Origin of the sequence: Thalassomonas sp. RHCl1 (assembly GCF_947387555.1) — a bacterium.
GTDB lineage: Bacteria > Pseudomonadota > Gammaproteobacteria > Enterobacterales > Alteromonadaceae > Thalassomonas.
The window spans coordinates 168,645-192,220 of sequence record NZ_CANDNZ010000004.1; the positions used below are offsets into that span (position 1 = coordinate 168,645).

Here is a 23,576-nt window from a genome sequence, read left to right on the forward strand (position 1 = left end):
CTACGACTCCGCCTGGCTCAATGGAAGGTGAATGGTGATGGCTAATCCTTTATAGTGGCTTTGTGAAGACATAATTGTTCCCCTGTGTGCTTCAATAATACTTTTACAAATGGAAAGACCTAATCCGGATCCTCCCGTGGCCCGGCTGCGAGACGCCTCCACCCGGTATAAACGCTCAAAAATAAGCGGCAATTCTTGCTTACAAACCCCGGGAGCACTGTCCTGGATGCGAATATCTAACCGATCATTTCTCACCCGGGTGTCAAAGACAATCTGCCCGGGCAAATCGGTATAGGTCATGCTGTTATCAATCAGATTACTAATCACTTGCTTGATCTTGCCCTGATCAAAGGAAATGCTTATATCATCGGGGATATCAATGCTTTGCGACCATTTATAACCTTTGGCTGTTACCGTCTCTTCCAACTCCTGCGTCCACGAAGTTAACGTCGACAGGCAATTATACTCGGCCAAGTCCAGCTTCAGCGCACCGATATCCGATTGCGCCACCTGGTAAATATCACTGATCAGGCGATTAATTTCCCCGATTTTTATAATTAAGCCGTCATAAGAAGCGTTCACGTCCCTGACCAGGTTATGCTGCAGTGCTTCAACCTTTAACTGCAGCACCGTCAGCGGCGTACGCAGCTCATGAGAAACATCCGCCAGCAACTGGTTTTTCTTTTCCACCAACTCCGCCATCATTTGCGAGCGCTGGATCACCAGCTGCCGCTTTTTGTTTTGCCGGTAAATAAAGAAAGTCACCAACAGCACCAGCAGCACAAAAGCGACCAGGGCATAATTACGCTGATGTTGAAACTTTAATTGCGCCAGCTCTTCCTGGTGGGTCAGCAGTTTAAACTCATTGACGATTTGCTCGGTTTTAAAGGTATCGGATAACTCACTGACTTGATCCTGATGGTTTTGCGCCGCCTGCTCTGCTTTGAATTTATGATGTTCCGCCAGGTGCTCATAAGCTTTTTCATGATTATTTAATTGCTTATAAAGGTTGGAGACATTTTTATGGGCTTCAGCTTTCATATCCAGATGATCAATCTCAACCGCCATGGTTAACGCTTTTTGAAAGTTCTCCATCGAGTCTTCATACTGCTCCAGCCAGGAGTGAATAATACCCAAATCGATTTGACTCTGGATAATCAGCGCCTTGCTGTCCATCTCGGTTGCCAGGGCAAGCGCCTTACGATGATATTCCAGTGCGCGTGAGTATTCTTCCTTACTGCGATATGCTTCCCCCAGGCGTTTGTTGATAAAAAATAAATTATGCTGATTGCCAATGGTTTTTTCTAAAGGCAATGCCTCGTTCAGGTAGACAATGGCTTTATCGTTATTTTTATCCATCAAATAGGCAACACTGGCGTTAAGCAGTTGCTCTGCGACCCAGGTAGCCTGGTCAAATTTGCGGGCGTGAGCCAGGGCTTTATTATAGTGGGGAATGGCTTCATGATAACGGCCATAATGCATATACACCTGGGCAATATCGCTAAAGGTACGGGTGGCTTCAATCTTTTGGATATAACCTCCCTGCTCCAGCGCTTGGTTATAGTAGGATAGCGCCTGATCATAATCGCCGTTGTAATAATACATTAACCCGATATCACTCAAAGTCACACCTATTTCATAAGAGTGCTTGAGCTCTCGGTAGTCTGTTAATGCCTGCTGAAAATAAGCAATCGCCTTGAGGTAATTGCCCTCTTTATTCATGATCGAATAGGCGATGTCTTTGGCTGCCGTGGCTTTTTCATCGAGATTACCTTTTTCCAGCGCCAGCTTTTCATTTTCAATCACCAGCGCCGCAGCCTGTTCAACTTTCCCTAAGTTAAAATAAGCATTCGCCAGATGATGGTTGATCAGTAATGATTGTGAGTTATTTGGATAACGGCTAAGCAATTGCCGTGTTTCCTCTGCCAAGACACTCGCCTTTTCGGGGTCTTCTTCAACGTAATAACCGCTTAATTCAATCAGCACAGGAATTCTGTCCTGCCCGGTCAAGCTTTTAAGACGCTCTTCCAATGCAACCATCTGTTGCGATACGGCCAAAACGGCTTGACTCAGGGTAAATAAAACAATGAAAAATAGGAACTTAAGATAATGAGTCATGATAGGTAAACTGCCTGTTACTTCCTTATGGCGATGACGATCCCTTAAGATAAACGGGTAAAACACACAAGCTAACAAGATTTGTATGTACCGTTTATCCACTAGGGCGTATTAAAACATTGATCGGTTAATTCACAAATACTTTTTCCTGCTAATCCATACTTCTTTTTAACACGGCATTAATTCGCAGCAGCAATTCCGACATACAAAAAGGTTTATCCAAAAAGTCATCGGCCCCGAGTTTAAAAGCCTTAATATGCATCTCGGTACTGACCACCGCCGACATGAAAATAACAGGGATTTGCGAGAATTGCCGAACCTTTTGACAAATCTCAAAACCATCAAGTCCGGGGAGTTTGACATCCAGCAACAGCAAATCCGGCTGAAATTGCTTTACCTCACCAACAGCCAGATCGCCACATTCACAAAGTGAAGTCATAAACCCCTTCACCGTCAACAGGTTGATTAGCGGCCCGGAAATTTCCCGGTTATCTTCCACAAGCATTATTTTTTGCATTTAGTTATCACGCTTAATTTTCAATTTACCTTAGTAATCCCTTTATTAGTGCCCCCAAATATGGAGTGAATATGGATATGGGGAATTTTCTTGCACTTTTTAAGAAATCAGCTGGCTATGACCAAGGGTTTACAGCCAAACAAGTTAAAACTCAAGGGAGGGGTAACGGGATTTAAGCAATAAGGCACCACCCATAACCAAAATGACAGTATAAGGTTTCAGACTATGGGTGGTGTTTTGGTTTTAACTTTTTTAACTGAACAAATTAAGTAATACCTGACAGTTAAAAAAAATTTCAACCATTAAACGTCGATAACGCCACGCGCTGCGCACTTCCACCAACCACCGGACATATCAATACATTGCATTTGGATCTCATGTACGCCCGGATACTTGGCAGTAATATTCGCGTATGCCCCGTTGTAAGCTTCACCATAGGTAGAGCCCCAGGCACTGCTGCCCCATACCGTCTGGTGGGTAGCAGCCAAAGAAGCAAATGAGGTAGTTGCTGCGATCACAGCGGTCAACAATATCGTTTTAGTTTTCATAACAGTCCTTATTCATATTATTTTAGTTAAATGATTAAAGTGTACGTTTGAATTCATTACCTTATAATTCAATAACTTCAAGAAGAGACTGCAATTTTCTTCCTATAAAAAACTTACCATTTAATTTATTTTAAGACAAGCAAAAACAAACACGATAAAAACATAAATTTAACACACCATTTACACCACCAATAATAAAAAATAAGTACCTGTATCTAAACCCCCATTAGATCAAATATGACCGTTTTCTGGTAAACGGCACAGATTTCACAACCGGTATTGACAAACAAGCATGCATATACATACAATTAAAAAGACTCGAAACATTAATCACCCGGAGAAACCGATGGAAATTGAAATGTGCTTTAATTTAGCCATGCGCAAGTCCAGCCGACTTATTACCAAATTCTATGAAGAAAGGTTAAGCACACTGGGATTAAAGTCTGGACAATTCTCCATTTTACGGGCGGTAAATTTTAAAAAGCAAACCTCTAACAAAGAGTTACAGGGTATTTTAGCCATAGATCAAACAACATTATCACGTAATCTTAAACCCCTGTTCCGTGACGGCTACCTGCGTCTGCAAGCAGATGACAATGATGCCAGGATAAAACTCATCAGTTTGACACCACAAGGTGAAACCCTATACCAAAGCGCCCTGCCCGTTTGGGAGAAGGCTCAGCAGGATATCGTTCATAAACTGGGAAAAACCGAGGTAGAAAAAATCCTCACCTTATCCGACAGCTTTGTTAAGGCTTTGGCAGGAACCTAAGTTTCCTTTTGCATAAAAGCATGCATATACATACAACATTTAGTAAGAGCAACATAAGTGAGTAAGACCATGACGCAAATAAATAACAAGGGTAACAAAAGCAAACACCGCTGGGCACTGATCACCGGCGCTTCCAGCGGTATCGGCCTGGCCTATGCCTGGGAATTGGCCCAAAGCAAGCAGTCGCTTATTTTGGTGGCCCGCAACAGGGGAAAACTCCATGAGATCAGCGAAGAATTATCCAAGCGTTATGGCATAGCGGTAAAAGTTATTGCCGCGGATCTGTCCACTTCCCAAGGGGTAGAGCATGTGATCAATGAAACTGAGGGTATGTCGGTAGAGCTGCTGATCAATAATGCCGGCAAAGAAGAATCCGGCGAGTTTTTAAAGCTCAATACCGCGGATATGCTTAGCTCTATTGCCTTAAACTGCTCGGCGCCCATGCTGCTCAGCCATCATTTTGCCAGGAAAATGGCAGAAAACGGCGGCGGCAGGATTTTATTCCTGTCATCCATCGTCGCCTTCCAGGGGGTACCTCTGATCAGCAATTACGCCGCAACCAAAGCTTATCTGCTCACTTTTGCCGAAGGACTTGCGGCTGAAGTGCAGGATAAAGGGGTTGATATTGCCATTGCCGCCCCGGGATTTACCGATACCAACCTGGCTTCAGACATGAACTTCGACAATACCCCGATCAAGCCGATGGAAGCTATGTTTGTTGCCTGCTACACCTTAGAGAAACTGGGCAAACAGCGCATCATCATACCCGGCTTTATCAACAAATTTTTATTCTATAGCGGCAAATACCTGCAAACGCGCCGTATCAACACCACCGCCTTCGGCAAAGTATTTAAACAGGTGCTCAGCAACAAGCTAAACAAAACACAACCCAAGGAGAAGCAGGCATGAACACGGATTTAACCCTTTATTACAACCCCCTGACCGTTAACAGTATCAAGGTACAGCTGCTCTGTCATGCCCTGGAAATTGAAGTTAATTACCAGCATATCGCCCTGCCACAGGGGGAACACCTTACCAGAAGGTTTCTGGAGATAAATCCCGACGGCAAAGTGCCGGTATTGATAGACGGCAACCAGGTGCTGACCGAGTCCAATGCCATCTTGCAATACCTGGCGAATAAACACCAATCCTCTCTGTGGCCAAAAGAAGTGCTCCATCAGGCCCGGGTGCTGAAATGGCTGTTATGGCAGGTAAGTGACTGGCAAAAAGCTGTTGGCCCTTTTGCCCACCGCCGTGTGATATTGCCCCATTGGGGCTTTACCGCCCATGAACAGCTAACGCCGCAAGCGTTGGCCGATTTTGATAAAGCCATGGCCCGCTTAGAACTTGCCCTGACCGGGAAGCAGACTCTAGTGGCAGATTCATTCACCCTGGCCGATATCGCTATCGGCAGCAACCTGATATTGGCCGAAGAAGCGCAAATACCGCTGGAGTCTTATCCCCAGGTACGCCATTGGCTTGAACAGCTGGCCGCTCACTCCTGGTGGCAGAAAACCCGGCAAACACTGACTGAAATTTTAGACACAAAACATGCATATGCATAAGGTGACTTATGAAAACCGATAAGCAAACATCATTTGCCGCGATACTGGCAAACAATATCGTGCAATACCCTAAGAGCTATGCCGTACTCAGCCTGTTGTTGATGCTGGCCCTGTTTAGCGCCTTGCCTAAGTTATATAAGGATACCCGTGCGGATGCCTTTCTGGCAGAAGATAATCCGGCGCTGGTATACCGGGATAAGGTCAAGGCCCAGTTTGGCTTAAGCGACCCGATAGTGGTAGCAGTGATCAATGAGTCAAAGCTCGGGGTATTTAATCCCGGCTCATTAAACCTGGTGAATTGGTTAACGGAAGAGATCTCCGCACTGGAGAATATCAATGCCGATCGCGTCACCAGTCTGGCAACAGAAAACAATATCACCGGTTCCGCCGAAGGCATGGATGTTGACCCTTTCTTCGATGAATTTCCCGAAACTCAGGAAATTGCCGAAAATATCTGGCAGCAGGTATCCGACTTCCCGCTTTATATGGGCAACCTGGTGGCGAAAAACCGCCAGGCAACGCTGATCGTCGCCGAACTCAACGACGAGTCGCAAGTAGAAGACACCTACCAGCAAATACTGACGCTGGTAGCCAAAGCGCCGAAAAGCAGCGATGATGACATTCATGTGGCCGGTGAAGGGGCCATTGCCGGATATCTCGGCAGTTATATCGACGCCGATGCCCAGCGGTTAAACCCGCTGGCGGGGGTGATCATCACCCTGATTATCTTATTGGCCTTTCGCCGCGTTAGCCCAGGTATATTATCCAATGTCATTATCGCCGCTTCTGTGTTGATGACCTTAAGCATTATGGCGTTAAACGATGTCGCTTTCTTTGTTATCACCAACGCCCTGCCGGTAATTTTGATCGGCATTTCCGTTGCCGACTCCATCCATATCTACAGCCATTATTTCGAGCTGCAGGCCAAATCTCCTGAGCGGGATAAAAAAGCCATTGTGGTCGACACCCTGGTGGAAATGTGGCGTCCGATCACCTTAACCACCTTGACCACTGTTGCCGGTTTTATCGGCCTGTATTTTGCCGCCTATATGCCGCCGTTTAAATACTTCGGTTTATTCACCGCGGTAGGCGTAGGCATTGCCTGGCTTTATTCACTGGTGTTCCTGCCGGCAGCCCTGGCCCTGATTAAACCTTCTGCCAGTAAAGGCATGATCAAACTGGCAAAAGCGAAGCAACTGGATAAATTCGCCCGGCTTATGGTGGTACTGGGTAAACTGACCCTGGGTCATGCCAAAACGGTCATCGCCTTTTTCGTGATCATTATTTTCTGTGGCATTTTTGCCGCCACATCGCTCACGGTAGATGAAGACAGGATTGCCACTTTCCATACCAGCGAACCTTTATACCAGGCAGATCAGGCGATTAATAAATTTCTAAACGGCACCTACAATCTCGACATTGTTGTCGAAGCCGCCGACAGCGAAGGTTTATTCGAGGTAGCTAATTTACAAAAAATGCAGGCCTTGCAGGATTACACCTTAACCTTGCCTAATGTTCAGGGCGCCACCTCCATTATTGACTACCTGAAGCAAATGAACCGTTCATTAAACGGCGGTGACAAAGCCGAGTACCGTTTGCCGCAGGATAATGAACTGATCGCCCAATACTTTTTAATCTACTCGGCATCATCAGATCCAACCGATTTTGAAGAAGAAGTGGATTACGATTACCGCATTGCCAATATCCGTCTGAATCTGAATAAAGGCAGCTACCAGGACACCAAAGACGTAGTAGAACAACTTGAAAGCTATATAGAAAAGCATTTCAACACCCCGGAATTAACAGCAACCATCAGCGGCCGGGTAACAGTGAATTATCACTGGATAAAAGACTTGGGTGAAAGTCATTTTGTCGGCCTGGCGATCTCATTATTTTTAGTCTGGGCGGTATCGTCATTATTGTTCGGCTCCCTCTCTGCCGGGCTATTCGCCATTATCCCGGTGGTGAGCTCTATTTTACTGGTATACGCCACTATGGTGTTGCTTGATATAGAACTCGGCATAGGCACCTCCATGTTTGCCTCTGTGGCCATAGGTTTAGGAGTGGACTTTGCCATCCACACCATAGACAGGTTAAAGCATTTATACCGGCAAACCTGGGGCGATTGGGATGAAAGTCTCAGACGTCTATATCCAAGCACCGGCCGGGCACTGTTCCTTAACTACTTGGCCATCGCCCTGGGTTTTGGCGTATTGATTTCCAGCAAGGTAGTACCGCTCACCAACTTCGGCACTATTGTCGTGATCTCGGTAACCACCAGCTTCCTGGCCAGCTTGAGCCTGTTACCGGCCCTTATCAAAGTACTAAAACCCGGCTTCATCTCCCAGGGAGTGAGCCAAGACCTTAACCAGACAAGTGATTCAGCAATCAGCGGAGAAAAAGTGATGACCAGAAAATGGCTACGTTTAACCAGTGTGATCTTAGTAGTGGCCAGTTTAGGCGGCCTGGCAATTAACCAAAAGGTGTATGCTGCTACCCCGCCCGATAATAGCGCCATCGACGCCATAACCATAGTCGATAAAGTCAACGCGGTAGATGACGGCGAATTTGTCAGCCGGGATCTGACCATGACCTTAACAGACAAAAGGGGTAAAACCCGGGTGCGGGAAACCAAAACCTTCCGTAAATATTACGATGGCGAAAAGCGTACCATGCTGTTTTATAAAAAACCCAGCAATGTCAAAGGCACCTCGTTTTTAACCTTTGATTACCTCAACACAGATAAGGACGACGACCAATGGTTATATCTACCTGCCCTGCGTAAGGTCAGGAGAATTTCCGCCTCGGATCGCGGCGACTACTTCTTAGGTACAGACTTTACCTATGAAGACATGAAGCTCGAAGGCAAACTGGAAAAAAGGGATCTTGACTTTATTGTGCTTAACAGCGAGCCATTAACACTGGACGACGGCACCAGTTATCAGACCTACCTGATGAAAGGCACCCCGAAAACCAGGGAAATCGCCAAAGAACTAGGTTACAGCCGCACCGAGTTTTGGGTAGACACCAACACCTGGCTGATCGTTAAGGGCAAATATTGGGGTCTTAAAGGTAAGTTACTGAAAACCCTGACCATGACAGATATCCGCCCGATAGACGGCATTTTAACCCGGCATGTATTAACCATAGATAACAGCAAAACCGGCCATCAGACGGTCTTTACCTTTAGCAATGTTGATTACAAAAGTAAGGTTAAAGATCAACTGTTTAGCAAGCGCGCTATGAAGCAGGGTAAATAACATGAAATCCTTATGCAAACTTGTCGCCCTGCCCTTGTTGACGCTAAGCCAACTGGCAAACAGCCCGTTAGCCTTTGCCGAATATAGTGCTATTTATGAGCAGGAATGGGCGGTGGATAACAAGGGCCGCGGGCAAAAATTCGAAACTTTGTTTGAACCCCAATGGAACACCAGCTTAACGGATAACCTGGACATGACCTTTATCGGCCGTGTACGTTTTGACGGTTTAGACAAGTTAGGCCCGGATGATGACCGCGGCGATAACTATGGCGAAGCTAACGGCCCGGTGCTGACATCAGAACATGGCGATATCAGCATACGCGAATGGTTTTTTGATACCGAAGTCGCCGGCAGCTACTGGCGCATCGGCAAACAACAAGTGGTATGGGGCCAGGCAGACGGCCTCAAGGTGCTGGATGTGGTGAACCCGCAAAGTTACCGGGAATTTATTCTCGATGACTTTGAAGACTCGCGCATTCCCCTGTGGATGGCCAATATTGAGCTTCCCATAGGTGATGAAAACAGTTTACAGCTGTTATGGATACCGGATCTCAGCTATAACGAATTTGCCGTTGACGGCAGTGTTTATCAGCTGACCACGCCGCTGCTGGCGCCGCAAGTATCGGCTTTACAAGCCCAAGGCATAACCTTTGGCGGCTACCGGCACAACAAGCCCTCATCCCCGATTAAGGACAGTGATTTAGGCTTAAGGTACTCGATGTTTTATCACGGCTGGGATCTGATCTTTAACTACTTTTATCACTACCTGGACTCGCCGGTAAATTACCAGCGCATAGAACAAAACCAGGTATATATAGAAGCCAAATATCAACGCAGCCACTTGCTCGGCGCCACCGCCAGTAAAGCTTTCGGAGATTTTACCCTGCGCACGGAAGTCGGTTATAGCAGTGACAGCTATCATTTGCTTAAGCCAACAGCTGCAGCTTATGCCCGGCAGCAAGGCATACATAACTCCGCCGATATATCCTCGGTAATAGGGCTGGACTGGCAAGGGTTAACAGATGCCATGATAAGTGTGCAGTGGTTCCAAAGTTATTTACTCGACGATGAGCCCGGCCTTATCAGGGGGCAAAATGATCATACCTTGTCGTTTATGTATACCCAGACTTTTGAAAATGAAACCTGGGAGTTTGAAACCCTGGTTTTGCATGGTTTGGAACTGGATGACGGCTCGGTGCAAACCAAGCTTAGTTATATGCTGGAGAGTAATATCAAGCTCTATCTGGGTGCTGATATTTTTTATGGCAATGAAGCGGGCTTGCTGGGGCAGTTTAAAGATACCGACAGGTTTACCATCGGGTTTGAATGGGGGTTTTAAAGTTAGGGATCAGAGCCGGGACTTCCCCGGCTCTGAACTTTACCAAGCTTAACTGACCGAAAGGGAAATAGTTTATTTTCTAAAGGCACGTAACTAAAGCCACTAAAACACTCCATAAGTCATTCAACAATTTGATTTTACTGTAAATAGTCACCTTTTATATAAAGCGAATTACTAAGACTTCTCATTAATCTTTCATTAACTTACTAAATAGTCATACTTAATTATTTTTAATATATTGAAAATGTGGGGTATTATGTCGAATCAAATATAGCAGGGATTACTAAGACGCCTACATAATAAGCTGTTAGCAGTTCAAGAGGGTTTTATCTATGGAGTTCATAAAAGTTTCATCAGAAAAAGAATTAGAAGAAAAACTTATTGGCTCTGTATTTCATGTTACACCTATTGTTAACATGGACTCTATTAATGAAAGTGACGGACTTAAGCCAAATTCAGATTTATCTGTAAAGTCCAAATTTGGCAATACTGAAACAGGATTTTTTAGGTTGCGAGATTGTGTTTCATTTTTTGATTATCGAGAGCACGGTAGTAGACGGTGGAATAAATTCGCTCCCAAGTGCCGGCCAACTCAGATTATGAACCATACAAATGGAATCGCAGTTCTATTTCTTTCGCAAAATTTATTTAGCAAGTTAATACCCTGGACGAGATGGGAAGATGAAGAAGCTTACTCTCAACAAATAGTGCCGTATATAGAAATAGGGTATAAAGGTTTCGTTTCTCTGGATTTCATTACAAAGGTGGTATTTTTTGAGCCAACTCACTGCTAACAAAGCACACCAATCGCAACCTTTGACTGTTGGGATTCACCACTCCGAGGCTCTGTATTGTGAGGCGTTATGCGTACCATCTAGCAACAATACTAATTAATATTTTCCTTAGCAATGTTTAACAAATGATATAACAAGCTACAATTCTCCACTTAAGGTTACTATGGATAAACGTTATCAAGTCTTTGTAAGTTCAACCTACGTTGATTTACAAGAAGAAAGACAAAAAGTGCTGCAAACATTGATGGAAATGGATTGCATACCAGCAGGCATGGAACTATTTCCAGCAGCTGATGAAGAACAATGGGAGTTCATTAAACGAGTAATTGACGATTGTGATTACTACCTATTAATCATAGGAGGGAGATACGGTTCTAAAGCAGAAGATGGATTGAGTTATACCGAAAAAGAATTTGATTATGCTGTTAGCAAAGGTATTAAAGTTATTGCATTACTTCATCAAGAGCCAAACACCTTACCTCGTGATAAAACAGAACTTGAGCCTGAAGGCTATGAAAAATTACAGAGTTTTATAAAAAAAGTTAGTACAAATAGGCTAGTACGTTTTTGGAAAGAAGCTTCACAATTACCCGGTGAAGTCGCACTAAGCTTGAATAAAACTATAAAAATGTACCCTTCTGTTGGATGGGTAAGGGCCGATTCTACAGCTTCTCCAGAGTTACTTGCAGAAATTAATGAGTTAAGAAAACATAATGAAGAACTAAAAGAAAACCTGAAACAATTAAGTGTTGGTAGTTCTCAAATAGATATATCAGAGCTTGCTGATTGGGAAAGTTCTATAAGTTTGAAAGGCACATATAAATTAAATGCTCTCAATATTTACTCTCCAACAGAATACGGTAACTGGACAACAACCATTACTTGGAGCAAAATTTACTCAAAGCTCTCACCATTTGTGGCTGGAAAACCTCGCGAAGATGAAGTAAATCGTTTTTTGGCTAAGCATTTAAGTAAAGTAAATCAAGATGTAGATGGTTTATCTGAATTAGTAATAAACCAACAAGATTTATTTACTATTAGAATTCAGTTTTTAGCGTTAAGTTTGATTAGTGTTGATGTTCCTGCTGTGGGTGATGCAATCTGGTCTCTGACAGAACACGGAACCCAAAAAATGCTAGAGTCACGAATTGTAAAAGCTAATGGTGATGAAGTTGAGTACACATAGCAAAGGTAGCCCGAGGGAAAATCCAACTTATCTTCCCTTCAAATAACTAGAATTATCGTTAGCCTTAGCGGGAAATATCACGGGGTATTTCCAAAATTATTGGAAATCACTCCACTCGTGAGTCTTTTAGGGTCTTGTTTTTTTGCACTAGCAAATGCGTGCATGCATCATTCAAAATCTGACCCTAACGAACATTAGTCATCAGTCGAGGTATCATGTTATGAGCCCGGAAACGTTACAAGTAACAACTATGCTAGCTACTAGTTTGGCGGCTCTTGCAGCGATATTATCTGGTTTATGTGCTTTTTTTAGCTATAAATTAGCGCGTAAAATCCAAAATGAAATGAAATCAGACGAACGCATAATCTTAGGCGCACCAATACATCCAGAGTTAAAAAAATTAAAACATGAGCGCTGTGTACTGATGTGTGCTCTATTTAACAAATCTAAAAGAAAAGCATTTATCCATTCAGTTGAAGCTTTTGATCGTCAAGGAGCAATATTGGATGTTACATGGGCAGGTGAAATTGATCACATAGGTATGCCTCAGAATCCATCTCAATTAGTGGGTGTCGTTGACTCAGCAAATATATATATTCGCTGTACTGATGGTAAAGAAGTTGAATATATGGAGCTGTGGATAAGTCATTCATTTTCAGATGAGCCTTGCGTGATTATTTATGATCCTTCATTGGATTGGGCTAACAATGCCGACTAACAAGAACATAAACCATGATTCCGTAAGCTGTCACATTTTATAACTAAATCAGCAGGTTTCGGCAAAATAACGCTAGTTCCGGCCCCTCAAAAACTAGCGTTACCAAAAAATTGTTATTGGTATAAATCAGTTTTTAGCTGTTTAGTGCTTTTTATCATCCTGGGGTTTTATAAGTTTACGGGCTTCAAGTGCTTCGGTGATCAGTTTTCGGGTAACCCAGGCAACACTTCTTTCATCTGCTTGAGCTAAAGAGCGAATCGCCTCACCTGTCTCTGAATCTACCCTCACGGTTAATATATCAATTTTTTTCATGCTGGGAGTTTATGTACGTTTTTAGCAAAGCTCATCAGCTCATCTTTGAGCCGAGCGCTATTGCGTCTAAAACCATAAACAGTGATGCCATTCATGTCACTATCCCCCGATAACACAGCGGCAAAGCCCAAATAGTCCAGCGCTGTTACGTGCAGCTTTTTCACCTTCCACTGTATTTTTTCAAAACAATAGCGGGACAGCTGTTGTAAGGGAGCTTGTAAAGGGCCTTGCAAGGAGGATTGAGAAGCGTGGTGGCGAGGGGTCTTAAAGTGCTCTTTTATAAAAAGATTTGTTAAAAAAACTTTAGCCGAGTTTAACTCTGGCATATCATTATGTTTAGCCATAATGGATACCTCTTGTATCTATTTCGGTTAGCTATCTCTGGGTGTTGGTCGCACTCAGGGGTAGCGCTTGTTGTTTATTCATTAATAAGTCGCTGCGCTTGAAATACCTCCTCTGGTTAAAATCACCTCATCATTTATAGTAGAAAATGCCGGATAAGTCCGGTGATGCTTGCACTTAGTGTTGTTCTTAACTACAGATACTGTATAGCCTGCTGTACAAAAGCTCCAACACCATGAAAAATATCGAATAAAAACCATTAATGAAGAAGTTAGAAAGGTATGAATTATTGCCGTGATAATGCTTGTTCGGCAGGAATAAAGCAGGCTTTTATGGTGCCAATCTAACACCGCTTGTTTTAAGCAGGACTCATCGGAACCTTTACCTTCAAAGCTCAATTTTTGGGGCTCTGATTCTGCTACATGAAACTCCCAATTAAATAGCTAATAAATCTGATAAAATACATAACCAAACTTAAAAAAGCAGTATCAGCTGCCCCACAAATGAAGCCTATTATGAGTAATAAAGTAGAAATTAAATATTGTTCCCAGTGCCGTTGGTTAATGCGCTCCTCATGGATGGCACAAGAGATACTCACCACCTTTGATCAAGAAGTTACTGAGTTATCACTTCAACCCGGTACCGGCGGTATTTTTGAAGTAATAGCCAATGGTCAAGTAATTTGGTCACGCAAAGAAGCCGGGCGCTTTCCTGAAATTACCGAATTGAAACAACTGGTTCGAGACGTAATCGCGCCGGATAAGAGTTTAGGGCATGCTGACCGTAAAAAAACATAATTTTTGCCAGTCCATCCTTGGCATTTTGTAGCGAAAAAGTCCAATAAAGTCAGAAGACTACAACAAAAATAGCAGGAGTTCATTTGAAGATTTTTGAAGCAGACAAGTCGTATTTAACAACTTTAAATGAATTCTATGTAGCACAAGGTTACCACAGTGACTGGGGCGACAGAGAAAGAGCTTTTATTGCTACTTTTGACAATAAAATTGTTGGTGCTGTGAAAGTGGAATCTAATCAGGGAGTTTCAATTTTACGTGGCATGTATCTCGACAAAGCATTTCAGGGGAATGGCTTAGGCACGGCATTTATCAAGCATATTGAGCCTATTCTTAATGAAACAGTCTCATACTGTATGCCGTTTTCACACCTGGCAGATTTCTACGGTAAAATCGGCTTTAAGATAGTGAGTCCTGAAAGTTATCCTCCATTTCTAGCTGACAGATATAAAGGTTATGAAAATCAAGGGTATCAGATTATCGCAATGTGTCGTGAAAGCGCCATTTTACCAGGGATTTAAATGACTCCCAAAAGCTGTCATGCTTTTGCAGCACTGACAGCTCCTGTTCCCCCAAAAATGGGGTATATCCCCGCCCTGCTTTATCGCTGCCAACAAACTTCACAGTTTTGACAATTTACTGATATGCTTTTCTATTCAGGTAACCTATATGATGCACGGAGTGAATGATGGCGCACACCGAGATAAACAAAGCACAAGAAGCCTTGCTCAAGATTACAAAGATTATTGAAACCGAGTGTGCTGCCGATGCTAGCTTTTTGTTATCTGAAGGTTTTGTTTTACTCGGCGTCGGCAACAGCATTTTTGAGGACAGCGAAAATAGATTTGTTTATTCACTTGGTTTTCCTAAACCGCTTGCTGAGTTAAGTGAGTCTGTACAAAACAACTTTTAAGCTCATATAACAAGAGAGCCAATCACGCCTGTGGCAAGTTGATAATCCCCCCTTGTTAAACCGTCTTTGCCGATACCAGGCTGACCATATAACCTCATAATACTTGATTGAAATTACTTAATAACTTTCTAATCACAACAAGTTTTGATACTTTGGCGCAGTGAGCTATTAAACATCTATAAATGACATCCTCCCATTCCTTGATAAAACAGTGTTTGGATCACCAGTGCCGTAATTCTACGAATAAAAAGAATAATGAGAATAAGAAAACATGATGAGAATTAATACCTACTTAACTGCCTTGTGCCTGTGGTTTATGTCTGTTGCGGTTGTTGCAGCTCCAGAAGGGAAACTATCAGCTTGGACAAAGGATGCTGAAAAGAATCATTTCAATGGTGCCGTTTTAGTCGCACTTGACGGCGAGATAAAGCTAAAGCGCGGTTACGGCATTGCCGACAAAGAGAATAAACGTGCTTTCTCTGCCGATACTGTATTTGACATTTTATCGGTCACTAAACAATTTACCGCAGCAGCCATTTTAAAATTGGAAGAAAAGGGGCTGCTGAGTGTAAATGATCCCATCGGACGGTTTTTTAACCAGGTGCCAAATGACAAGCGCATGATAACCCTTCACCAGCTGTTAACGCATACTTCCGGTTTAAAAAGTGATTTTAAAGAAGATTATGAAGTCGTCAGCCGCAAGGATTTAATTCATGGCGCGTTGCATTCAACATTAAATGCAACACCGGGCAGCAATTATGAGTACTCAAATTTGGGCTATAGCCTGCTGGGGATCATTATTGAAAAAGTCTCCGGGGTAAGTTACGAGAAATTCTTGAATGAACACCTCTTTAAGCCCGCAGGCATGTTGGATACCGGCTATAAAATTCCTCAATGGCCATCACAAAATTTAGTCGTCGGTTATGACGGCAATAACCGCTGGGGAACCCCTTTAGAGCATGAATGGGCTGAGGATGGCCCATGGTGGAACCTGAAAGCGAATGGTGGGCTGCTTTCCACCCTTACCGATTTGTATAAATGGCATTTAGCCCTTAGCGGCAAGACAATTTTAACTGATGCCTCCAAATTCAAACTGTTTTCGCCTCATGTTGCCGAAAATGAAGCCGCAACTTCACATTATGGCTATGGCTGGGCCATTTTTAAAACCAAACGTAATACCAATCTGGTTGCTCACAATGGTGGAAATCCATACTTCTTCAGCGATTTCCGCCACTATACCGATGAAAACATCCTGATATTATTTGCGACTAATGACAGGAGCAAAAAGAACTTTAAACAATACGGGCGGTTAATTAAGGCAGCTATTGCAGATGCCAATCATACACAGGAATAAAGCTAAAAGTTCTATTTATCGGGGCTAAAACTCATCCGTCAGCACAGGCGATTTCCCTGCCCTGACGGCTTAATATCACTGTACCCGTCGGCCAATGCTTGCTCTATCTTATTTGGAATTATTCCTAACAGGTGAGTTGGCTTTAGGCCGTTTCATTTCCCCCTTAATCTTTCGCTAAAACTTATCATTAAATTTAATAACGACAATCAACCTTTAAGCTTACTTGTGCTGTACTGAATTAACTTACCGGTAATTTTCTCTTTACCTTGGTGAGATCATTTCCCCTTTACCCACACTAGTATCAATGAAGTGGCCACGGCTTGGCTGTTACCGCTTCATCATCAGCAGCCCTGTTACGGCAAGCTGATGATACAAGCCCTGATCTTAACGGTCGGGAAATACTAATTAGATTCATTCCACTAATTTACATTTGGGGACATCTTATGAAAAAACTAATCGGCGCAGGCCTTTTGCTTGCCTCATCCTTCGTCGCTTCTCACGCATCCGCTGCAACCATGGAGTGTTATGTTGATACGCAAGCCTATGATACTTTTACACCTAACCAGTGCTTTGCGCTTTTATGGGGACAATCTAAAACAACGGCGGTATTTAGAATTGCAGGGTCAACCGGTAAACCTATCAGTCAGGTTATTTGGAGTGGTGCTGCTTCAAGCTGCGGCGTTTCCGGTTCATCCTGCTCTTTTAGCATTCGTGCTTATAGAACCTACACAGCAAAAGCGACCATTCTTTACCAGGACGGAACCTGGGATACGGCATCCGCCAAGGCCTCTTTTGAAAGTGGATTTTAATCGTTTAACAGCAAGGATGTGAGTCTGTAAAATACCAACCAAGCACAGCAAACCAGCGAATATGTAACTAATAACATGAATTATCGCTGGTCTATCAGAGCCGTCAGCAACCACGAGTGATAAAGGCATGGCTGACTATATCGGCTTTATTTCTTGCTCTCGTTGAACCCAAGCGCGAATATCGGCACGAACCTGAGGTAGCGGGCGTACCCCAGGCTTTAGAATAACATCGTGAAATGCCGCGATATCAAATGTATCGCCAATAATCTCCCGCGCCCGTACACGTTCCGACAGGATGACATCAGCACCGAGTATATAACTGAGTGATTGGCCGGGCATGGCAATATAGCGGTCTACTTCAATTTCAATCTCAGTGCGGGACATCACGGTGTTTTCCAGCATAAAATCAATCGCCTGCTCACGCGACCAACCGCGCAGATGAATGCCAGGTTCAACAATAAGGCGGCTCGCGGCCCAAAGATGTTTTGCGATCATACCCTGGCGATCATAAGTCGAAGAGTAGAGGTTCATTTCATCCGCCAGATATTCTGAATAAAGTGCCCAGCCTTCGAGCAGGCCGGAATTATATCCGGTGGACGCTTTCGCTCTGGGATAGGTTGACCAAAGGTGATGGCCTGGCAATCCTTCATGAAAAGCAATCACCTCTGCCATCAGTCGCCGCTCATTAGGACGCGACGGGTTGATAATATAACGGGCCAGGGCCTTGCCCTGAGCTTTACCGTAATAACCCGCAGGAGCAGAGTCTTGCAAATATTTGGGCATTTCACTGACAACAATTTCTTTTGTTATTTGTTTTGAAAATGACATCAGGGTTTTATCATGAGCCCGGGCCAGTGCTTTTTCTGAAATGGCAATCAGGTCTTTTGCACCGGTTTTATTCGCTTGTGTTTCAGCACGCAAACCTTTGAGCATACCGGCTACCGTATCCCCTGGTTTTCCTGTTGCCAGCAATTGCTCACGTGATTCCTTAAGAAAACGTCTGCCGATGGCTTCAATTTCATCCGAAGGTAGATTCAAGGTCGTCCACCAGGTGACGGCATCAGCAAAACATGCAGCCCCGTCTTTAAGTTTCGAAAGTCCGGGGGCGATACTAACCGCAGGAAGGTATTCTTTATCAAGAAATTTTTCAAACGCTGAAACAGCCGGTACAACTTCATCTTTGATCAAGGCATTCCATTGTGCCGCATTTTTATGTTCAGCCTGGTTAAAGCGGTATTTAGAATTTTCCAGGGTAAGGTCGGATAAAAGATCACGAACTTGTTGCTGAACACGAATAACAACGGCACGCGGCGCGGTTTCCTTTGTGCTGATGCCTGCACCTAATTTCTCTATCGCCACCTTAAAAGCAGCCGGGGCTTGAGACCAGGTTTTAATGGCTTCACCGGCAGTGTCTGGCCCGTTTGCTATAATGCCCTGCCACTGCCTGGGCCATTTTACTTGCCAACCGATAACCTGGTTAAGGTAACGTAAATCCGTCTTGCAGTTGTTAAGCGACTGTGCGGCATAGCCACTGTCAGCCACCAGAGGTTTACCCTGCACGCCTGCACAAAACATCAGCAGTATCGCCATGAAACTGTTCACAAATACTTTCACTCGCTTATCTCCTTTTCCGTAACGGATACCCGCAACTGTGACAAATTAACTTAAATGTACTGCTAATTAGCGCAAGGACTTCCGGCAAGATATCAGACGGCTTATATCCCCCATAACTATGTCAGATAGCTATAGTTAAGTCTTTGGTAACAGCTTTGGCCGGGTCATTGTGCCCTGCTCTCTAAATATTCCCGCCACGGTGTCCAATAGAACTTTTCCCAGCCCTGGGTTACGCCGTCATAATCATGCTCAGGCACATCCAGGTGAACCAAATCAATTTTCCCAAATGCTTCGTCATCAATAAAATTCAGAATTAAAGTAGAATCCGGATCCGCCGGTTTAAACGCTGTCGAGCGCCAGGATTGTACAATGAGATTTGGACTATTTACTGCCAATATAGTACCGCTGAGCACACCATCAAAAGCGCGAAATTCGGCTCCGGCCTCTTTTCCTATAATGACAGGCGAGCCTGTAATAGCTTGGTGCTGAACAGGATCAAGATACATCTCAAATAATGTTTGGGCCGGGACCGGCAAGGTTATGGACTGCGATATTACACTGCGCATGCTTATCTGCTCCCTGTATCGCTGATAACGTATTGGCGTGAATTCAGGCCAGGTGGTTTGTCAGTAAAAATTAGCACTAAAATTCACAATTTTTTAATACTTTTAAAAGGTTAACAATAATAATCACAGCAATCAATTAAACGCCCCGGGAAAACCGAGAATTGAGATATGTAATTGATGTCTGCTTAACTTGTCTCTATAGTGCTTGGCAGCTTTAGGAGATTAAAATGAAAAAAACACTTTTAACAAGCGCTTTATTATCCCTGGCAGCCAGCAGCGCCAGCTACGCCGAAGCCCCTTTGGTGTCTATTGACAGCCATGATGCCTTTTTCAATAACATCAGCAAACATTGCGGCAAGGCTTTTGAAGGTAAGGTAACGGTAGATAATGCCCCGGCCAGCAGTTTTTCTAAAAATAAATTAGTGATGCATGTCAGAAAATGCTCTGAGCGTGAGCTGCAAATCCCTTTCCATGTCGGTGATGATGCCTCGCGCACCTGGATATTAACCAAAACCGGCTCCGGCATTTCGCTAAAACATGATCACCGCAAAAAAGACGGCAGCGATGACGAATCAACCATGTATGGCGGTCATACCCAGGATGCCGGTTGGCCTCAAGTGCAGTCGTTCCCTGCCGACCAATACTCGAAAGAGTTGTTTGTTAAACAAGGTATTCCACAATCTATCGGCAATACCTGGCAGATGTATATCTATCCGGAAAAGTTCACCTACCGCTTAGTGCGTCAGGGCCGTGAATTCAGGGTAGATTTTGATCTGACCCAGCCAATCAAAGCGCCTGCAGCACCTTGGGGTTACCAGGATTAACGATGCTTTTCTAATTGCTTGATAAGCCAGTTAACCACACTGGCTTTAGCCCTGCCTATTGCCTCAGTCCCATTGTCATTTTTAGCCAAGATACCCTTTTTAGATGCAGGCACATGCTCAAGCGGGTCACCCCCGGTTTGAAAAACATAGTGATCGTAAAAGCTACGCCAGGCTAAACGTTCAGCCACAGGTAAATCTTTTATCGTCAACAAGGCATGCATCATGCTATCAACCGGTGCCAATTTGTTTTGCTCCAGTTCAATCGAACCGCCCCACCAATAGTTGACCAAGGTATTTATTCCTCCTGACGCTTCGACCTGATGCCACCAAAGGGGCGGAATATAAAGTCCGTCCCCCGGCTCCAACTCGGCAACATAGGCATGGGACAGCGCCTGTTCAAACCTGGGATGCTTTTCTAAATCCGGGTTGTTCACATCAACCAGACTAATCGCTGGTCCCGTTGGTGTGTAGTCTATCGGACCTACATAGAGATTCTTTATCTGCTCCGGCGGAAACAGGGTGAAACGGCGCTTACCGCTGATCACACAGGCAATGTTATGGGACTCATCATAATGCGCCGGCACCAATGCCTTATTACCCAACCAAATTCTCGGGGAGACCTTAGATAAAAATGCCGGGCTTGGGTTCTGCGTTAAAAATTCAGGCAGGCATTGCTTCACCGGGGCACTCTGCACCGCCAGGGTAGGACTTGCTCCCTTGACATGCAAATAAGCGATTAGCTGCTTGGCAACGGCACTGATAGTGCCATTGCGGCGCTGAAAATTAAAACCCTCAAAGTCGTGGTTATAAAATATCCGTCCCTGATGCTGTGGTGCCATCAAGATCACCGGCACTTGACTGTTGTTGCAAAAAGCGCGCAGATAACGGGCAAAAGCCTCATCCCCCTGCTTGCCTTTTTCCACCGCAGGCCAGCTATCTACCAGGTTACGGATCACAACCGGGGCATAATGGTTTGAAATATATGAGGCAAAATCGCTGATATTATTTTTATTATATTCTTCAATCCACCTGGTCATGTTTTTCATCAGATTCGTGCATGGGATTTACATCTTATCGCAAGTTTGTTTTACTATCACCAACAAATGACAGCGCTGTCTCTTGTTTTTATAACTAAGGGGTAAACGCACATAAGATGCAAAGTAAAATGTCCAAGGGAAGAGAGAAAAGTATGACAAGCAGCACAGCTCAGGTAAACACAGGGCCAATCAGCACGGGAGCATACAACCTGGTTCCGCTGAACAACAACAGCCATAAAAATTTAAAAATCCGCCGGGATTTCAGCTTTCCCCATAGTAAAAGCCAGCAGCTGGTGCCCGTGATCCCGAATGAAATCATCAAGGCAGCAAGTTGTTATCCGGTATGCTTTATCAAAGACAAGCAAACTCAGCATTTTAAACTTGCCGCCATTCTGGGCACAGATAGCGGTGAAAACCTGTTTTATAGTCCTGCTGGCTGGAATGCTCCCTATATCCCCTTGCATATTCAAAAATCCCCTTTTGCCATAGCTACCCGGGAGGACGGCAGTTGCCTGGTCGCCATCGATACCCAAAGCCAGTACTGCAGCGAACAGGAAGGGGAATCTTTATTTGGTGCCCGGGGCGAAGAAACACCGGCATTAACCGGCATCAGGGAATTATGCGAACATTTAGTGCAGCAGGAACAACTAGCAATTAACTTTATCAATCATATAAATGACTTGGGGCTGTTAACCCAACATAAACTGAGATACAGCTTGCCATCAGGCGAAAAGAAAGAACTTACCGGGCTTTACTCCGTGGATGAAGAATTACTTAAGTCCTTACCGGGCGACCAGCTGCTTAGCCTGTATAAAAAAGGCTACCTGAAGCTTATCCATGCCCACCTGATGTCGTTGGGGCAATTTTCCCGGTTATTCCATTTAAAAAAATCCTGATTAATCGTTCGTCCGTGAACCCATGACATACCTTACTTCCTGTAAGCGTCATTCCTGTTCATCCATGAACCCATGACATACCTTACTTCCTGTAAGTAAAGCCGTTAGCTTGATGCCAACGGCAATTCTCTTCCAGAGAATATCCCTTTTTATTTAATAAACCTGTGGATGGCTTCATTAGCATTATCCTGAAAGGTTTCATTGTTCAAGTCGGCAAAAATCGTTGCCTGGTCGCCGATAGGACCGGTAAGGCCCGACTGGCTTGCATAAAAACCGCCGCTTTTATAGGACTTATTGAACAGGCCGTCTACGTAACGCTCGGCGCCAACTTCCAATTTGTGCACTTTGCCCAAACATAACATCACTTTCATCATGCCCTTCATCACGTACTGTTTTACAGGTGAAAGAGTATTAAAGCCTTCGGTGCCGGTGGTTGCTCCCGGACTCATAGTGATAAAACGAATATCCGGGTACTGGCGGGCAATAGATGACATCCACAGGGCGGCCATGTATTTGATCGGACCGTATGGCACTGTCGCATCATTGGTTTTCCCAAAGAATACCCCGTTACAAATCGAAGCAAATTCATCGACCGATGAGGTTTTCAGATCAGGGCGTTTCATGCCCATTTCCTTTACGCCCCTTGCCGCTTCTGAACCTGCATATAAAGCGGTTTTGGTAAGTTTTTTCGCCTTTAACAGCTCCTCGGTTAAAGCGACATGCCCCAGTAGGTTAACGGCAAAGATTTGGGTGACACCGTCTTTGGTTTTATCATGAAATCTTTTGCCACCGGTGCCGCCGGCGTTCATCACCAGGCCTTCAACCGGCTCAGGTAATGTGGCAACGGCTTCTCTAACTGAGTTCAGGTCTGAAACATCGATAAGCAGAATTTCGAAAATAAATTTTCCCGTCTCTCTTTCCAGCTCACGTTTGGCAAGTTCGGCCTTCTCCAAGTTTCTACAGCCCAGATAGATTTTTTCTACACCATCCTTCTGTGCCAACTGTTTTGCACTCTCTTTACCTAAGCCCGCGTTTGCACCTGTGATCAAAATACTTTTTAACATGTTTTCACCTTTTCTAATCTAATTCGAGTTAAACGCGGACATTTGACACCATACCCGCTCTGTTAATGCGTCGGCCCGAACATCTGGTTCTGGACCTCGCCTGTTTGTGATGAGGTAAATGTAATGGATATGAAAAATCGGTTTTTGATATTTCTTGCTATCTTGATTTTCCCCCGGGAAAAACAAAACACCGCAAGAAATATCAAAAAAAGCAAACAGGCCTTCTATAAGCTT

General features: G+C 44.2%; 24 protein-coding genes. 15 read left to right on the forward strand and 9 right to left on the reverse strand.

Annotated elements, in window-relative coordinates; all coding sequences use genetic code 11:
• The 3 genes from QL234_RS13600 to QL234_RS13610 form a co-directional block, all read right to left on the reverse strand.
• Entirely contained in the window at positions 1-2,040 is a 2,040-nt protein-coding gene (locus QL234_RS13600) for a tetratricopeptide repeat protein (RefSeq protein ID WP_281558373.1), read from the reverse strand.
• Positions 2,041-2,269: 229 nt separating this feature from the next.
• Positions 2,270-2,635: a response regulator transcription factor gene (locus QL234_RS13605; protein WP_281558374.1), complete on the reverse strand. Its 366-nt coding sequence runs from the start codon at positions 2,633-2,635 to the stop codon at positions 2,270-2,272.
• Between the two features lie 302 nt (positions 2,636-2,937).
• On the reverse strand, positions 2,938-3,153 hold the full coding sequence (locus QL234_RS13610) for a hypothetical protein (RefSeq protein ID WP_281558375.1): 216 nt from the start codon (positions 3,151-3,153) through the stop codon (positions 2,938-2,940).
• A 376-nt stretch (positions 3,154-3,529) separates the two neighbouring features.
• On the opposite strand from QL234_RS13610, the gene QL234_RS13615 reads away from it, so the two are divergent.
• The 8 genes from QL234_RS13615 (at position 3,530) to QL234_RS13650 (ending at position 12,817) form a co-directional block, all read left to right on the forward strand.
• The gene (locus QL234_RS13615; protein WP_281558376.1) at positions 3,530-3,955 is read left to right on the forward strand and encodes a MarR family winged helix-turn-helix transcriptional regulator; all 426 of its coding nucleotides are present in this window, start codon (positions 3,530-3,532) and stop codon (positions 3,953-3,955) included.
• A 69-nt stretch (positions 3,956-4,024) separates the two neighbouring features.
• Positions 4,025-4,864: an SDR family NAD(P)-dependent oxidoreductase gene (locus tag QL234_RS13620; protein WP_281558377.1), complete on the forward strand. Its 840-nt coding sequence runs from the start codon at positions 4,025-4,027 to the stop codon at positions 4,862-4,864.
• Positions 4,861-5,520, forward strand: coding sequence for a glutathione S-transferase family protein (locus tag QL234_RS13625; RefSeq protein ID WP_281558378.1), 660 nt, complete (start codon positions 4,861-4,863; stop codon positions 5,518-5,520). Before QL234_RS13620 ends, QL234_RS13625 begins: the two co-directional genes overlap by 4 nt.
• A gap of 8 nt (positions 5,521-5,528) precedes the next feature.
• On the forward strand, positions 5,529-8,780 hold the full coding sequence (locus QL234_RS13630) for an outer membrane lipoprotein-sorting protein (protein WP_281558379.1): 3,252 nt from the start codon (positions 5,529-5,531) through the stop codon (positions 8,778-8,780).
• Position 8,781: 1 nt separating this feature from the next.
• Positions 8,782-10,119, forward strand: a complete 1,338-nt coding sequence (locus QL234_RS13635) for a DUF1302 family protein (RefSeq protein ID WP_281558380.1) — start codon at positions 8,782-8,784, stop codon at positions 10,117-10,119.
• Between the two features lie 332 nt (positions 10,120-10,451).
• Positions 10,452-10,913 (forward strand): hypothetical protein, encoded by a 462-nt coding sequence (locus tag QL234_RS13640; protein WP_281558381.1) that lies wholly within the window; start codon positions 10,452-10,454, stop codon positions 10,911-10,913.
• Between the two features lie 163 nt (positions 10,914-11,076).
• Entirely contained in the window at positions 11,077-12,099 is a 1,023-nt protein-coding gene (locus QL234_RS13645) for a DUF4062 domain-containing protein (RefSeq protein ID WP_281558382.1), read from the forward strand.
• 220 nt (positions 12,100-12,319) lie between these two features.
• On the forward strand, positions 12,320-12,817 hold the full coding sequence (locus QL234_RS13650; protein ID WP_281558383.1) for a hypothetical protein: 498 nt from the start codon (positions 12,320-12,322) through the stop codon (positions 12,815-12,817).
• A gap of 141 nt (positions 12,818-12,958) precedes the next feature.
• Here the strand turns inward: QL234_RS13650 and QL234_RS13655 are convergent, their stop codons facing one another.
• Positions 12,959-13,129, reverse strand: coding sequence for a hypothetical protein (locus QL234_RS13655; RefSeq protein ID WP_281558384.1), 171 nt, complete (start codon positions 13,127-13,129; stop codon positions 12,959-12,961).
• The gene (locus QL234_RS13660) at positions 13,126-13,473 is read right to left on the reverse strand and encodes a hypothetical protein (RefSeq protein WP_281558385.1); all 348 of its coding nucleotides are present in this window, start codon (positions 13,471-13,473) and stop codon (positions 13,126-13,128) included. The genes QL234_RS13655 and QL234_RS13660 overlap by 4 nt, the downstream gene beginning before the upstream one ends.
• Before the next feature lie 513 nt (positions 13,474-13,986).
• Here QL234_RS13660 and QL234_RS13665 point away from each other — a divergent pair.
• The 5 genes from QL234_RS13665 (at position 13,987) to QL234_RS13685 (ending at position 17,341) form a co-directional block, all read left to right on the forward strand.
• Positions 13,987-14,268 (forward strand): SelT/SelW/SelH family protein, encoded by a 282-nt coding sequence (locus QL234_RS13665; RefSeq protein WP_281558386.1) that lies wholly within the window; start codon positions 13,987-13,989, stop codon positions 14,266-14,268.
• 83 nt (positions 14,269-14,351) lie between these two features.
• Positions 14,352-14,786 carry a GNAT family N-acetyltransferase gene (locus QL234_RS13670; protein ID WP_281558387.1) on the forward strand — a complete coding sequence of 145 codons (435 nt, stop codon included), beginning with the start codon at positions 14,352-14,354 and terminating at the stop codon, positions 14,784-14,786.
• 164 nt (positions 14,787-14,950) lie between these two features.
• Complete coding sequence (locus tag QL234_RS13675; protein WP_281558388.1) at positions 14,951-15,178, forward strand: hypothetical protein; 228 nt, start codon at positions 14,951-14,953, stop codon at positions 15,176-15,178.
• Between the two features lie 271 nt (positions 15,179-15,449).
• Entirely contained in the window at positions 15,450-16,532 is a 1,083-nt protein-coding gene (locus tag QL234_RS13680) for a serine hydrolase domain-containing protein (RefSeq protein ID WP_281558389.1), read from the forward strand.
• 443 nt (positions 16,533-16,975) lie between these two features.
• A complete protein-coding gene (locus QL234_RS13685) occupies positions 16,976-17,341 on the forward strand; it encodes a hypothetical protein (RefSeq protein ID WP_281558390.1) in 366 nt (121 codons plus the stop codon).
• A 135-nt stretch (positions 17,342-17,476) separates the two neighbouring features.
• Here the strand turns inward: QL234_RS13685 and QL234_RS13690 are convergent, their stop codons facing one another.
• Together QL234_RS13690 and QL234_RS13695 are read right to left on the reverse strand one after the other, a co-directional pair.
• Positions 17,477-18,955, reverse strand: coding sequence for a DUF885 domain-containing protein (locus QL234_RS13690; RefSeq protein ID WP_281558391.1), 1,479 nt, complete (start codon positions 18,953-18,955; stop codon positions 17,477-17,479).
• Between the two features lie 164 nt (positions 18,956-19,119).
• The gene (locus tag QL234_RS13695) at positions 19,120-19,521 is read right to left on the reverse strand and encodes an SRPBCC domain-containing protein (protein ID WP_281558392.1); all 402 of its coding nucleotides are present in this window, start codon (positions 19,519-19,521) and stop codon (positions 19,120-19,122) included.
• A 227-nt stretch (positions 19,522-19,748) separates the two neighbouring features.
• Between QL234_RS13695 and QL234_RS13700 the strand changes: the two genes are divergently transcribed.
• Positions 19,749-20,345 carry a hypothetical protein gene (locus tag QL234_RS13700; protein WP_281558393.1) on the forward strand — a complete coding sequence of 199 codons (597 nt, stop codon included), beginning with the start codon at positions 19,749-19,751 and terminating at the stop codon, positions 20,343-20,345.
• On the opposite strand, the gene QL234_RS13705 is transcribed toward QL234_RS13700, so the two are convergent.
• Positions 20,342-21,382: a cupin-like domain-containing protein gene (locus tag QL234_RS13705; RefSeq protein WP_281558394.1), complete on the reverse strand. Its 1,041-nt coding sequence runs from the start codon at positions 21,380-21,382 to the stop codon at positions 20,342-20,344. The two genes, QL234_RS13700 and QL234_RS13705, sit on opposite strands and share 4 nt — an antisense overlap.
• 152 nt (positions 21,383-21,534) lie before the next feature.
• Here QL234_RS13705 and QL234_RS13710 point away from each other — a divergent pair, with 152 nt between their 5' ends.
• Positions 21,535-22,278, forward strand: coding sequence for a SapC family protein (locus QL234_RS13710; protein ID WP_281558395.1), 744 nt, complete (start codon positions 21,535-21,537; stop codon positions 22,276-22,278).
• 149 nt (positions 22,279-22,427) lie between these two features.
• On the opposite strand, the gene QL234_RS13715 is transcribed toward QL234_RS13710, so the two are convergent.
• Positions 22,428-23,342 (reverse strand): SDR family NAD(P)-dependent oxidoreductase, encoded by a 915-nt coding sequence (locus QL234_RS13715; RefSeq protein WP_281558396.1) that lies wholly within the window; start codon positions 23,340-23,342, stop codon positions 22,428-22,430.
• Between the last annotated feature and the right edge of the window lie 234 nt (positions 23,343-23,576).

Bases quoted from the DNA above. Each gene is read 5' to 3' on its own strand.
- QL234_RS13685 (WP_281558390.1), top strand. From the start codon at position 16,976: ATGAAAAAACTAATCGGCGCAGGCCTTTTGCTTGCCTCATCCTTCGTC.
- QL234_RS13640 (WP_281558381.1), top strand. From the start codon at position 10,452: ATGGAGTTCATAAAAGTTTCATCAGAAAAAGAATTAGAAGAAAAACTT.
- QL234_RS13645 (WP_281558382.1), top strand. From the start codon at position 11,077: ATGGATAAACGTTATCAAGTCTTTGTAAGTTCAACCTACGTTGATTTA.
- QL234_RS13650 (WP_281558383.1), top strand. From the start codon at position 12,320: ATGAGCCCGGAAACGTTACAAGTAACAACTATGCTAGCTACTAGTTTG.
- QL234_RS13665 (WP_281558386.1), top strand. From the start codon at position 13,987: ATGAGTAATAAAGTAGAAATTAAATATTGTTCCCAGTGCCGTTGGTTA.
- QL234_RS13705 (WP_281558394.1), bottom strand. From the start codon at position 21,382: ATGACCAGGTGGATTGAAGAATATAATAAAAATAATATCAGCGATTTT.
- QL234_RS13615 (WP_281558376.1), top strand. From the start codon at position 3,530: ATGGAAATTGAAATGTGCTTTAATTTAGCCATGCGCAAGTCCAGCCGA.
- QL234_RS13600 (WP_281558373.1), bottom strand. From the start codon at position 2,040: ATGGTTGCATTGGAAGAGCGTCTTAAAAGCTTGACCGGGCAGGACAGA.
- QL234_RS13695 (WP_281558392.1), bottom strand. From the start codon at position 19,521: ATGCGCAGTGTAATATCGCAGTCCATAACCTTGCCGGTCCCGGCCCAA.
- QL234_RS13605 (WP_281558374.1), bottom strand. From the start codon at position 2,635: ATGCAAAAAATAATGCTTGTGGAAGATAACCGGGAAATTTCCGGGCCG.
- QL234_RS13635 (WP_281558380.1), top strand. From the start codon at position 8,782: ATGAAATCCTTATGCAAACTTGTCGCCCTGCCCTTGTTGACGCTAAGC.
- QL234_RS13620 (WP_281558377.1), top strand. From the start codon at position 4,025: ATGACGCAAATAAATAACAAGGGTAACAAAAGCAAACACCGCTGGGCA.
- QL234_RS13660 (WP_281558385.1), bottom strand. From the start codon at position 13,473: ATGGCTAAACATAATGATATGCCAGAGTTAAACTCGGCTAAAGTTTTT.
- QL234_RS13680 (WP_281558389.1), top strand. From the start codon at position 15,450: ATGATGAGAATTAATACCTACTTAACTGCCTTGTGCCTGTGGTTTATG.
- QL234_RS13625 (WP_281558378.1), top strand. From the start codon at position 4,861: ATGAACACGGATTTAACCCTTTATTACAACCCCCTGACCGTTAACAGT.
- QL234_RS13630 (WP_281558379.1), top strand. From the start codon at position 5,529: ATGAAAACCGATAAGCAAACATCATTTGCCGCGATACTGGCAAACAAT.
- QL234_RS13715 (WP_281558396.1), bottom strand. From the start codon at position 23,342: ATGTTAAAAAGTATTTTGATCACAGGTGCAAACGCGGGCTTAGGTAAA.
- QL234_RS13710 (WP_281558395.1), top strand. From the start codon at position 21,535: ATGACAAGCAGCACAGCTCAGGTAAACACAGGGCCAATCAGCACGGGA.
- QL234_RS13675 (WP_281558388.1), top strand. From the start codon at position 14,951: ATGATGGCGCACACCGAGATAAACAAAGCACAAGAAGCCTTGCTCAAG.
- QL234_RS13655 (WP_281558384.1), bottom strand. From the start codon at position 13,129: ATGAAAAAAATTGATATATTAACCGTGAGGGTAGATTCAGAGACAGGT.
- QL234_RS13700 (WP_281558393.1), top strand. From the start codon at position 19,749: ATGAAAAAAACACTTTTAACAAGCGCTTTATTATCCCTGGCAGCCAGC.